General features: G+C 70.5%; 8 protein-coding genes. 7 read left to right on the forward strand and 1 reads right to left on the reverse strand.

Annotated elements, in window-relative coordinates; genetic code table 11:
• The first annotated feature begins 93 nt into the window (after positions 1 to 93).
• The 7 genes from AC1DF3_RS17280 (at position 94) to pbpC (ending at position 11,213) form a co-directional block, all read left to right on the forward strand.
• Complete coding sequence (locus tag AC1DF3_RS17280) at positions 94 to 6,066, forward strand: alpha-2-macroglobulin family protein (RefSeq protein ID WP_478140296.1); 5,973 nt, start codon at positions 94 to 96, stop codon at positions 6,064 to 6,066.
• Between the two features lie 75 nt (positions 6,067 to 6,141).
• Positions 6,142 to 6,417, forward strand: a complete 276-nt coding sequence (locus AC1DF3_RS17285; RefSeq protein ID WP_286536921.1) for a DUF2277 domain-containing protein — start codon at positions 6,142 to 6,144, stop codon at positions 6,415 to 6,417.
• A 15-nt stretch (positions 6,418 to 6,432) separates the two neighbouring features.
• Positions 6,433 to 6,837, forward strand: coding sequence for a PaaI family thioesterase (locus AC1DF3_RS17290; protein ID WP_286536920.1), 405 nt, complete (start codon positions 6,433 to 6,435; stop codon positions 6,835 to 6,837).
• A gap of 13 nt (positions 6,838 to 6,850) precedes the next feature.
• Positions 6,851 to 7,447, forward strand: a complete 597-nt coding sequence (locus AC1DF3_RS17295; protein WP_478140297.1) for a class I SAM-dependent methyltransferase — start codon at positions 6,851 to 6,853, stop codon at positions 7,445 to 7,447.
• Positions 7,448 to 7,513: 66 nt separating this feature from the next.
• A complete protein-coding gene (locus AC1DF3_RS17300) occupies positions 7,514 to 8,140 on the forward strand; it encodes a LysE family translocator (RefSeq protein WP_478140298.1) in 627 nt (208 codons plus the stop codon).
• 23 nt (positions 8,141 to 8,163) lie between these two features.
• Positions 8,164 to 9,069: a polysaccharide deacetylase family protein gene (locus AC1DF3_RS17305; RefSeq protein ID WP_478140299.1), complete on the forward strand. Its 906-nt coding sequence runs from the start codon at positions 8,164 to 8,166 to the stop codon at positions 9,067 to 9,069.
• Entirely contained in the window at positions 9,066 to 11,213 is a 2,148-nt protein-coding gene (gene pbpC / locus AC1DF3_RS17310) for a penicillin-binding protein 1C (RefSeq protein ID WP_478140300.1), read from the forward strand. Before AC1DF3_RS17305 ends, pbpC begins: the two co-directional genes overlap by 4 nt.
• A gap of 302 nt (positions 11,214 to 11,515) precedes the next feature.
• Here pbpC and panE read toward each other — a convergent pair whose 3' ends face one another.
• Positions 11,516 to 12,451, reverse strand: coding sequence for a 2-dehydropantoate 2-reductase (gene panE / locus AC1DF3_RS17315; RefSeq protein ID WP_286536915.1), 936 nt, complete (start codon positions 12,449 to 12,451; stop codon positions 11,516 to 11,518).
• Between the last annotated feature and the right edge of the window lie 18 nt (positions 12,452 to 12,469).

The following is a 12,469-nucleotide window of genomic DNA, read 5'->3' on the forward strand; positions in this document are numbered from 1 at the left end:
ACCCGCACGACGAGCCCCGAATTGTAAGGAACGGGCCCCAGGCCGGGCGCCGCCCCGGGGCAAATGGGCTACGCTCGACGCGCTACGGACCGGATGGAGAAAAAAAACTTGAGCCGAACGACACCCGCCTTCCTGCTGGCTGCCAGCGCCTTCCTGGCCGCGGGAGCGGCCCACGCGCTGCAGATCACCAGCCTGACGCCGCAGGGCGAAGTCTCCAGGGTGCGCCAGGTGGTCGCCAAATTCGACCAGCCCGCGGTGCGCTTCGGCGACCCCAAGGCGCCGGCCCCGCTGGTCGTCGCCTGCGCCGACGCCGAGGCCGGCAAGGGCAGCGGCCGCTGGACCGGTGACCGGCAGTGGGTCTTCGACTTCGAGAACGACCTGCCGCCGGGCGTGCGCTGCACGGTCACGCGGGTCGCCGGTTTCCAGTCGGCCACCGGTGCCGCGCTGACCGGCCCCGAGAGCTGGCGCTTCAACAGCGGCGGCCCCTTCATCCGCAACTGGCAGCCCAGCTACGGCAAGATCGACGAGCAGCAGATCTTCATGCTCGAGCTCAACGGCCCCGCCACCCCCGAGAGCGTGCAGGAGAACGTCTGGTGCACCGCCAGCGGCATCGGCGAGCGCATCCCGGTCAGGCAGATCGACGGCGGGCAGCGCGCCGCCCTGCTCAGGGCGCTCGGGCGCGACCAGGACGCCGACAAGGCGCCGCAGCGCTTCCTGACCTTGCAGTGCAACCGCACGCTGCCGCCGGCCAGCCGGGTGCAGCTGGTCTACGGCAAGGGCGTCGCCACGCCCTCGGGCGTGGTCAACAACGTCGAGCGCCGCCTCAGCTTCGATGTGCGCGAACCCTTCGCGGTCTCCTTCAGCTGCGAGCGCGAGAACGCGCAGTCGGCCTGCCTGCCGCTCAAGCCGATGGTGCTGCGCTTCAACGCCCCGGTGGCGCGCAAGCTGGCCGCGGCCATCACGCTCGACGGCGCCGGCAAGACCTTCAAGCCGCAGTTCGACGACAACGCTGCCCGGGACGACGATGGCGTGGTCGAGTCGCTGAGCTTCGCCGGGCCCTTCGCCGAGCAGACGCCGTTCACGATCACCCTGCCGCCGAAGTTCGAGGATGCGTCGGGCCGTCCGCTGGCCGCGCCCGACAGCTTCCCGCTCAAGGTCGCGACCGGCCTGATGCCGCCGCTGGCCAAGTTCGCGGCCTCGCCCTTCGGCGTGGTCGAGCGGCTGGCCGAGCCCGGCGGCGTGGCGCTGATGCCGGTCACGGTGCGCCGGGTCGAGCCGGCCCTGCAGGTGCAGGCGCTGACCCTGGGCCCAGCGCCGGGCCAGGTCAGCGACCTGAATCCGAAGAGCGACGCCGACATCATTGCCTGGTTCCGCAAGGTGCGCCGCTACGACAACTACAACGTGTCGCGCAAGCTGGCCGCGCGCGACGTCAAGGGCGCATTGCCGAAGGTGATCGACAAGGACGAGCGCGACAGCATCCAGACCCGCATGGTGTCGCTGCTCGGTGGCCAGGCCGGCGTGCGCACCTTGGACATGCCGAAGGTCGACAGCGGCGACCCGAGGCCTTTCGAGGTGGTCGGCATCCCGTTGACGCCCGGCTTCCATGTGCTCGAGATCGCCTCGCAGAAGCTCGGCGACGCGCTGCTCGACGAACGCTACGGCAGCGGCCGCACGATGTTCGTGCGCACCTCCGCGCTCGCCACCAACCTGGCGGTGCATTTCAAGCTTGGCCGCGAGAACGCGGTGGCCTGGGTCACGACCCTGGACAAGGGCAGCGTGGTCGCCAACGCCGCGGTGCGGGTGTCGACCTGCGACGGCCGCGAAGTGGCCCGGGGCAGCACCGACGCCCGGGGACTGGTGACCCTGACCGGCATTTCGCCCGACGCGCCCTCCTGCGCCAGCGACGACGACTACGAGGCCGGCGCCTACTTCGTCAGCGCCCGCGCCAAGGATGCGCAAGGCGTCGAGGACCTGGCCTTCACCTGGAGCGACTGGCAGCGCGGCATCGAGCCCTGGCGCTTCAACGTGCCGACCAGCCTCCAGGCGCAGCCCGACCGGATCGCCCACACCGTGTTCGACCGCACGCTGCTGCGCGCCGGCGAGACGGTCTCGATGAAGCACCTGATCCGCACGCAGACCCAGAAGGGCTTCGGCCTGCCCGAGACGCTGCCCGACACGCTGGTCGTCACGCATGCCGGCAGCGGACAGCAGTTCACGCAGCCGCTCAAGTGGCGCAAGACCGCCACCGGCGGGCTCAGCAGCGAAAGCAGCTTCGCGGTCCCGCCGGCGGCCAAGCTCGGGATCTACCAGGTCGAGCTCCGAAGCGGCAAGGAAGGCAGCGCCAGCGCCGAGGAAGGCGGTCCGGGCAGCTATGCCAGCGGGCAGTTCCGGGTCGAGGAGTTCCGCCTGCCGGTGCTCGAGGGCCGGATCGGGCCGAGCGACAGCAAGCCGCTGGTGGCCATCGGCTCGCTGCCGGTCGACCTGCAGATCAACTACGTGGCCGGCGGTGGCGCGGCGGCGCTGCCGGTGCGCGTGTCGGCTCTGGTGCGCGGCAAGCAGCCCTCCTTCCCCGACTTCGACGCCTTCAGCTTCGCCCCTCCCAGCAAAGACAGCGACGAAGCCACCGCGCCTGCGGACGATCCGCGCGTGATCGCCGACAAGCTCCCCCTGACGCTGAACCGCGAAGGCGCCGGCAAGCTCACGATCGACAAGATCCCGGTCGCCAGGGCCAGCCCGCGCGAACTTCTGCTCGAAGCCAGCTACGCCGACCCCAACGGCGAGGTGCAGACACTGCGCAGCACCCACACGCTGTGGCCGGCCGCGGTCATCGCCGGCATCAAGACCGAAGGCTGGGTGTCGGCCAGCCAGAAGCTCAGGTTCCAGGCCCTGGCGCTCGACCTGGCGGGCAAGCCGCAGGAAGGCGTGACGCTCAACGTGCGCGCCATCGCCCGCATCACGACCACCAGCCGCAAGCGCATGGTGGGCGGCTTCTACACCTACGACAACAAGACCGAGGTCAAGGAGATCGGCACCATCTGCAGCGGCAAGAGCGATGCCCGCGGCCTGCTGCTGTGCGAGGTCGAGCTCAAGGAGCCGGGACAGGTCGAACTGATCGCGAGCGCCACCGACAAGGACGGCCGCGACAGCCGCGCCGCGAGCTCGGTCTACGTCACGCGGCAGGGCGAGCTCTGGTTCGGCGGCGAAGACCACGACCGCATCGACGTGCTGCCCGAGAAGAAGAGCTACCAGCCCGGCGAGGTCGCCAGGTTCCAGGTCCGCAGCCCGTTCCGCTTCGCCACCGCGCTGGTCTCGGTCGAGCGCGAAGGCGTGATCGAGACCCACGTGGTGCAGCTCAACGGCCAGGACCCGACCGTGACCCTGCAGGTCAAGCCCGAGTGGGGCCCCAACGTCTACGTCAGCGTGCTGGCGCTGCGCGGGCGGCTGCGCGAAGTGCCGTGGTACAGCTTCTTCACCTGGGGCTTCCGTTCGCCGCGCGAGTGGTGGACCGCCTTCTGGTACGAGGGCAAGGAATACGTGGCGCCGACCGCCCTGGTCGATCTCAGCAAGCCGGCCTACCGGCTCGGGCTGGGCGAGATCCGGGTCGGCACGCAGGCGCATCGCATCGACGTCAAGGTCGCGAGCGACAAGCCGGCCTACCCGGTGCGCGGCCAGGCGCAGGTCACGATCAGCGGCCGGCTGCCCGACGGCAAGCCCGCGGCCGGCGCCGAGGTGGCGGTGGCGGCGGTCGACGAGGCGCTGCTCGAACTGCTGCCCAACGACAGCTGGAACCTGCTCGAGGCCATGCTGCAGCGGCGCAGCTGGGGCGTCGGCACCTCGACCGCGCAGATGGAGATCGTCGGCCGCCGGCACTACGGCCGCAAGGCCGTGCCCGCGGGCGGCGGCGGCGGCAAGAGCCCGACGCGAGAACTGCTCGACACCCTGCTGCTCTGGAAGCCGGCGGTGGTGCTCGATGCCAACGGCCAGGCGACGCTGACGGTGCCGCTCAACGATGCGCTGACGACCTTCCGGATCGTCGCGGTGGCCGACGCCGGCACCGGCCTCTTCGGCACCGGCCAGGCCTCGATCCGCGCCACTCAGGACCTGCAGATCATCAGCGGCCTGCCGCCACTGGTGCGCGAGGACGACCAGTTCCGGGCCCAGGTCACCTTGCGCAACACCACGGCCAACGCGATGAAGGTCGAGGCCACGCCGCGCGCGACCCTGCTCACGCTGGAGCCGCAGACGGTCGAGATCCCGGCCGGCGAAGCGCGCGAGCTGGCCTGGAGCGTGACCGCGCCGGCGCAGCTGGCACAGACGCGGGCCGAATCGATCCTGTGGGAAATCGAAGCCCGCGACACGCTCGGCGGGGCGCGCGATGCGCTCAAGGTCCGCCAGCGCATCCTGCCGGCGGTGCCGCTGACGGTGCAGCAGGCGACCCTGGTGCAGCTCGACGGTCCGTTCACGCTCGACGTCGGCCCGCCCGCGGACGCCCTGCCCGGTCGCGGCGGCCTGCGCATGTCGCTGCAGCCGCGCCTGGCCGAAGGCCTGACCGGCGTGCGCGACTGGTTCGCAGCCTACCCCTATGCCTGCCTGGAGCAGAAGGCCAGCAAGTCGATCGGCCTGCGCGACGGCAAGGGCTGGCAGGCGGTGGTGGCGCAGCTGCCGACCTACCTCGACGGCGACGGCCTGGCCAACTACTTCCCGCCGCGCGATGGCGAGGCGAACCGCGGCAGCGACATCCTGACCGCCTACCTGCTGGCATCGACCCACGAGGCGGCGGCGCTCGACCCGGCCTTCGCCCTGCCCGAATCGGCGAGTGCACCGATGGTCCAGGGCCTGATCGCCTTCGTCGAAGGCCGCATCCAGCGCGAGTTCTGGAGCCCGCGCAAGGACCTCGACGTGCGCAAGCTGGCCGCCCTCGAGGCCTTGTCGCGCTACGGCAAGGCCCAGGGCCGCATGACCGGCAGCATCACCATCGCCCCCAACCAGTGGCCGACCAGCGCGCTGATCGACTGGCTGCAGATCCTGCGGCGGGTGCCGGACGTTCCGCAGCGCCAGCAGCGCCTGGACGAAGCGAACAACGTGCTCAGGGCGCGCCTGAGCTTCCAGGGCACGCGCCTCGGGTTCAGCACCGAGCAGGACGACAACTGGTGGTGGCTGATGGCCAACGGCGACGTCAACACCGCGCGGCTGCTGCTGGCGGTGTTGGACGATCCGGCGTGGAAGGACGACATCGGCAAACTGGCGAACGGCTTCATCGGACGCCAGCAGAACGGCGCCTGGCGCACCACCACCGCCAACCTCTGGGGCGGCCTGGCGCTGGAGAAGTTCTCGAAGCGTTTCGAGAGCGCGCCGGTCACCGGCATCACCGCGGCCACCCTGGGCACGGCCAAGGCCCAGGTCGACTGGCGCAAGGTCGAGCCGGTCAAGGCCGGCGACCCCGGCGGCGCCCCGAACCAGGCGAGCGCCTTCGGCGCACCGGCGTCGCCCGGCATGCTGCGCAACAACACCATGTTCGTTCCATGGCCGGCCGCCGCCGGGCACGACACGCTGCTGGTCACGCAGAGCGGCAGCGGCAAGCCCTGGCTCACGCTGCAGTCGCTGGCCGCGGTGCCGCTGAAGGAAGCCTTCGCGGCCGGCTACGCGATCAAGAAGACCGTGACCCCGGTCGAGCAGGCCGTGGCGGGCGTCTTCACGCGGGGCGACGTGCTGCGCGTGAGCCTCGAGGTCAATGCCAGCGCCGACATGACCTGGGTCGCGATCACCGACCCGATCCCCGGCGGCGCCACCATCCTCGGCGGCGGCCTGGGCCGCGACTCGCAGATCGCCACCCAGGGCGAGAAGCGTTCCGGCAGCGGCTGGCCTGCCTTCGAGGAACGCAGCTTCCAGGCCTTCCGCAGCTATTACGAATACCTGCCCAAGGGGGTCGTGAAGATGGAATACACGCTCCGCCTCAACAACGTCGGCGACTTCGCGCTGCCGCCGAGCCGGGTCGAGGCGCTGTATGCGCCCGAGATGTTCGGCGAGATGCCGAATGCGCGGGTCAAGGTGGAGGCGGCGAAGTAGCGGGGTGGCGCGGGGTTGAGCTCGCGCTCGAACTTGCGCACACTGCGCGATCGAACCCTCTCGCATGGAGAAACGATGTGTAGAAGTATCAAGACCTTGTTCAACTTCGAGCCGCCCGCCACCGAAGAAGAAATGCGTGCGGCATCGCTGCAGTTCGTGCGCAAGCTCAGCGGCTTCGCCCGCCCTTCCAAGGCCAACGAGGCAGCCTTCGATCGCGCGGTCGAAGACGTCACGGCCGCGGCCCGGGCGCTGATCGAATCGCTGGTGACCACCGCCGATCCGCGCGACCGCGAGATCGAGGCCGCGCGCGCGCGCGCACGGACCGCCGTTCGCTTCGGTGCCCAAGACTGAGAACCGGACGCACCGATGCCCACCGTCGAACAAATACAGCAGATCCTCGAACCGCTGTTCCCCGGGCTGATGGGGGTTCGCCTCGTCACGCTCGAACCCGAACGCGTCGTTGCGGAGCTGACCGTGCGGGCCGACCTCTGCACCGCCGGCGGCATCCTGCACGGCGGCGCCTACATGGCGTTCGCCGACACCCTGGGCGCCGTCGGCACGATCATCAACCTGCCGCAGGGCAAGCGCACCACGACCACCGACTCCAGCACCAAGTTCATCGGCGGGGCGCGCGTCGACACCACCGTGGTCGGCGAATCGCTGGCGCTGCACCGGGGACGGACCACGATGGTGTGGCAGACCACGATCCGCTCGGCCGAAGGCAAGCTGTGCGCGGTGGTCACGCAGACGCAGCTGGTCCTGGATGCATAGCCCGAAGGCGCCGATGGCTGCGCCCTCCCCAACCGACCCCTGGCTCGAACGCTGGCTGCCGACGGTGGTCGCGCACGCCGACGGCACGGCGATTCTCGAACTCGGCTGCGGCAGCGGCCGCGACACCCGGACGCTGGCCGCCGCTGGCCTGCCGGTGGTGGGCATCGACCTCAGCGCCGAAGCCATCGAAGAGGCTCGCGCTCGCGTGCCCGCGGCGGAGTTCCATTGCCGGGATATCCGCGAGCCCTTTCCATTGGCCGCCGGCACGGTCGGCGTGGTCGTCGCCAGCCTCTCGCTGCACTATTTCGACTGGCCCGAGACGATGGCGCTGGTGGAGCGCATCCGTCGGCACCTGCGGCCCGGCGGCCTGCTGCTGTGCCGGCTCAACTCGACCCGCGACTTCCATCATGGCGCCCGCCGCGACCTCGAAGCGGGCGCCGACAACTTCTACCTGGTGGACGGCTTCCCCAAGCGCTTCTTCGACCGCGCCGCGATCGACCGGCTGTTCGCCTCGGGCTGGCGCGTGCTGAGCGCCGACGAGCAGGTCGTCGAACGCTATCAGCAGCCCAAGGCCCTGTGGGAAGTCATTCTTGAACGCCAAGGTCCCTAGGCGTACTCGCGCCGCCTCCGGGTCGAAGGCACCTTTCGACCGTTCGACACAAAGGAAAACCTCGTCATGTCCCTCCAGCTCTGGCTCGCCTTCGTCGCCGCATCGGCGGTGCTGCTGATCATTCCCGGGCCCACCATCCTCACGGTCATCAGCTATTCGGTGGCCCACGGCAAGCGCGCCAACGTGCCGCTGGTGGCGGCCGTCGCGCTCGGCGATTCGACCGCGCTGGTCGTCTCGCTGCTGGGCCTCGGCGCCCTGCTCGCGACCTCGGCCTTCTGGTTCACCGCCATCAAGTGGGTCGGCGGCCTGTACCTGCTCTACCTCGGGATCAAGCTGCTGCGCGCCGGCATCTCGCCGGCCGTGCTGGCGGCGCCCGCCGCGCCCGGCTCGCGCTGGAAGCTGTTTGCCAACACCTACCTCGTGACCGCGCTCAACCCCAAGGGCATCGTCTTCTTCGTCGCCTTCCTGCCGCAGTTCATCGATCCGCGCGCCAGCGTGACGCATCAGCTGTGGGTGCTGGCCCTGACCTTCGTCTCCATGGCGGCGCTCAACGCCACGCTGTATGCGGTGTTCGCGGGCTCGGCGCGGCGCCTGCTGGCTTCGCCGCGCGCGCAGCGGCGCTTCAACCTCGCCGGCGGCTCGCTGCTGTCGGCCGCCGGCATCTGGGCCCTGCTGGCCCGGCGACCGGTGTGAGGCGCCCGATCCGGACATTCCCGATGACCGCCCGCTACCTCGGCCCGCTGCCCGCGCACGGCCGCTTCGACTACTTGCCGATCACCCGGCGGGCCGACCATGCCTGGCCCAACGGGGCCCGGCTGGCGGTCTACCTGGGCTTCAACCTGGAGCATTTCGCCTTCGGCGAGGGCATGGGCGCATGCATCGGTCCGGCGCATCCGCATCCGGACGTGCTGAACTTCTCATGGCGAGAATACGGCAACCGGGTCGGCGCCTGGCGCTGTCTCGAACTGTTCGACAGCCTCGGCCTGCCCTCGAGCACCTTGCTCAACACCGCGCTCTACGACCACTGCCCGGAACTGGTCGCGGCCTCGGTCGCGCGGGGCGACGAACTCATCGGCCATGGCCACAGCAACTCCGAGCGCCAGGCCGACATGGCCGAAGGCGAAGAAGCGGCGCTGCTCGCCGACCGCCGCGAACGGATGCAGGCCGAAAGCGGCCAGGCACCGGCCGGCTGGCTGTCGCCCTGGATTTCAGAAAGCCGTCTGACGCCCGACCTGCTGGCCGAGGCCGGCTACGGCTACACCCTCAACTGGTGCCATGACGACCAGCCGATCCGCATGCGCACGCGCAGCGGCCGCACGCTGTGGTCGGTGCCCTATCCGCAGGAACTCAACGACATCCCGATGATCATCGCGCGCCAGATGGACGCCAAGGATTTCGCCGCCATGGTCATCGACAATGCCGACGAGATGCTCGAGCAGTCGCGCCGCCAGCCCCTGGTGATGGGCCTCGCGCTGCACCCCTACATCGTCGGCCAGCCCTACCGGCTGCGGCACCTGCGCCGCGCGCTCGCGCATCTGGCGGGCCTGCGCGACCGCGGCGAGATATGGTTCACCACGCCAGGCGAGATCTGCCGGCACATGGAGCAACTGGAACCGACTTGAAGTCCGCACCACTCGTCCTCGCGCTGGCCGTCCTGCTGGCGGCACCGGCCTGGGCCGGTCTTGCCACCTTCGACGAGGTCCGGCGCGATTTCCGCCCGTCCGACAGCGCGGTGCTGGACCGCGACGGCCTGCTGCTGCAGCGCGTGCGCACCGACACCAGCGTGCGGCGCGGCGACTGGATCGCGCTGGCCGACATCTCGCCGGCCCTGCGCAGCGCGATGCTGCTGAGCGAGGACAAGCGCTTCTACGCGCACAGCGGCGTCGACTGGCGCGCGGTGTCGGCGGCCGCCTGGGGCAACCTCTGGAACACCCGCACCCGCGGCGCATCGACGATCACGATGCAGCTCGCCGGCTTGCTCGACGACGACCTGCACCGCGCCGGGGGCGGACGCAGCCTGGCGCAGAAGCTGGGCCAGACGGTCGCCGCCCAGCAACTGGAGCGCCAATGGCGCAAGGACCAGATCCTCGAGGCCTACCTCAACACCGTGCCCTTCCGCGGCGAGATCGTCGGCATCGACGCCCTGTCGCGCACGCTGTTCGGCAAGGCGCCGCACGGACTCGACGCCCGCGAGGCGGCGCTGGCGGCCGCGCTGGTGCGAGCGCCCAACGCCAGGCCCGCGCTGGTGGCGCAGCGGGCCTGCGAGCTGATGCGGGCGATGGAGCCCACGGACAAGCCCGACTGCGCGGCGCTCGACATGTTCGCCAGCGCCGCGCTGCAGCGGCGCGCTTTCGATCCGAGCGAAGGCGTCGCGCCGCACCTGGCACGCCGGGCGCTCAAGGAAGCCGGTTACCCGGCCGGGCCGCTGCGAACCACCCTGCGGGCGCCGCTGCAGCGTTTCGCGCTCGATGCGCTGCAGCGCCAGCTGCGCGAACTTCGCGGACGCAACGTCGAGGACGGCGCGCTGGTGGTGCTCGACAACGCCAGCGGCGAGGTGCTGGCCTGGGTCGGTTCGTCCGGCACGCTGAGCCGCGCGGCCGAGGTCGACGGCGTGCTCGCGCAACGGCAGCCGGGCTCGACCCTCAAGCCCTTCCTCTACGCGCAGGCGCTGGCCGAACGCAGGCTCACGGCCGCTTCGCTGCTGGACGACTCGTCGGCCCAGATCAACACCGCCGGCGGCCTGTACATCCCGCAGAACTACGACCGCCAGTTCAAGGGCTACGTCTCGGTGCGCACCGCGCTCGCGGCCTCGCTCAACGTGCCGGCCGTGCGCACGCTGGTGATGGTCTCGCCCGAGGCCTTCTCGCGCCAGCTGCGTGCGGCTGGCCTGCCGCTGGCGCAGAGCGGCGACTACTACGGCTACAGCCTGGCGCTCGGCAGCGCCGAGGTCTCGCTGCTGACGCTCACCAACGCCTACCGGACGCTCGCCAACGGCGGGCGCTTCGGCGACACCCGCGACCTGCCCGGGCCGGCTTCCACCGGCAGGGGCCAGGCCGTCGCCATCGATCCGCGCGCCGCCTTCATCGTCGGCGACATCCTGGCCGACCCGAACGCCCGCGCCCGCACCTTCGGCCTCGACAGCGTGCTCGGCACCCGCTTCTGGAGTGCCGTGAAGACCGGCACCAGCAAGGACATGCGCGACAACTGGGCGATCGGCTGGTCCGAGCGCTACACGGTCGGCGTCTGGGTCGGCAACGCCAGCGGCGCACCGATGTGGGACGTGAGCGGCACCAGCGGGGCCGCGCCGGTCTGGGCGCAGACGATGGCGTTCCTGCATCGCAACGAACCGAGCCGGGCGCCGACACCGCCGGCCGGCATGCTGCAGGCGCAGGTGCACTTCGGCGATGCGCTCGAGGCGGCACGCAGCGAGTGGTTCATCGCCGGCACCGAGCAGCCCCTGTTCGCGATCGCGCCCGAAGCGTCGGCGGCGCAGGCGGCGCCGCGCATCACGGCGCCGGCGGACGGCACGATCCTCGCGCTCGACCCCGACATCCCGCCGGATCGTCAGCGCGTGCGCTTCGAGGCCGAGGGCCGCGGCGTGCAATGGCGCATCGACGGCAAGCCCCTGGCGCGCGGTGCCAGCGCGCAATGGCTGCCCTGGCCCGGCCGGCATCGGGTGCAGCTGATCGACGCGCGCGGCCAGGTGGCCGACGAAATCAGGCTCGAGGTGCGCGGCGCCGGCGTGGTGGAAAGCGCCAGGCATTGAGGCAGGCGAAGGCGTCCGACGCCTGTCAGCCGCGACCGACGGCCCGCAACCGACAAACGGCGTACAGCCGGCCCGCGCTGCGGCCCACGCCGTCTCAGGCTGGCGACTGCTGCCGCCGTCGCGCCGACGGCGCTATACCTTCACACATGGGAGTTCGCTCCACACCGCTACGGAGGCCGTGATGCTGATCAAGATGACAACCGTGCCGCAAGCCCAGGACCCGCAGATCGTGGTCGCATGGATTCGGGCCTGCATCTGGGCCGGTATCGAGGGCTGGCCCTTCTGCAGGCTGAAGTAGCCGATCAGCCGCGGTTCGCTTCCCGCGCTCGCCGGGCCTCGTAGGCCAGCAAGTGAGCGCAGGCGATCCGCAGCGGCGTGACCCGTTCGCCGCCGTCGGCCCTGCGGCGCAACAAGTCGCCCACGATGTGATCGGCTTCGATCGCGGCACCGCGTTCGATGTCCTTGAACATCGACGCCGTCATCGAGGAACCCTTGACCTTCAGCATCGCATGCGCGCGTGCCAGCGACTCCGGTCGCGGCGCAAAGCCGTTGTGGGCCAGGATCGCGGCGCACTCGTCCACCATGGCGTCCGCGACATCGGTGCCGCCGCTTTGCACGATGTCGCCGACGGTGCCGCGCATCAGGCAGGTCATGCTGGCGGCCGAGGCGATGAACATCCACTTCTCCCACATGTCCTGCAGGATGTTGCCGGAGGCGCGGGCATCGAAGTTCGCGCCGGCAAAGGCGCGCACGAGGGCCTGCACGCGGGCCGAAAGCTCGCCGTTCAACTCGCCATAGGTCAGGCCGTGCATGTCGTTGTGATGCAGCACCGTGCCCTCGTCGTCCAGGGACGCCGAGATCATGCACAGTCCGCCGAGCACGCGCTCGGCGCCGAAGCGATTGCCGAGTTCGTCCAGATGGCGCATGCCGTTCAGCAAGGGAAGAATGGCCGTCTCGGGTCCGACCGCGGGCGCGAACGATGTCATCGTCTCTGCCAGGTCGTAGGCCTTGCAGCCGACCACGACGACATCGAAGGGGCCTTCGATGCCATCGGCCTGCACCGAAGGCGGCGCCGGCAGCGCCAGGTCGCCCTTCGGGCTCTTGATCACCAGGCCGGTCTTCGCGAGTTGCGCCGCCCTTCGCGGACGCAACAGGAAGGTGACATCCTTGCCTGCCTCGAGCAGCCGGCCACCGAAATACCCGCCGAGCGCACCCGCGCCCACTACCAGGATCCGCATGAATCTTTCCTCGTCGAT

The sequence above is a fragment of the Variovorax sp. 10N432 genome (assembly GCF_056394465.1).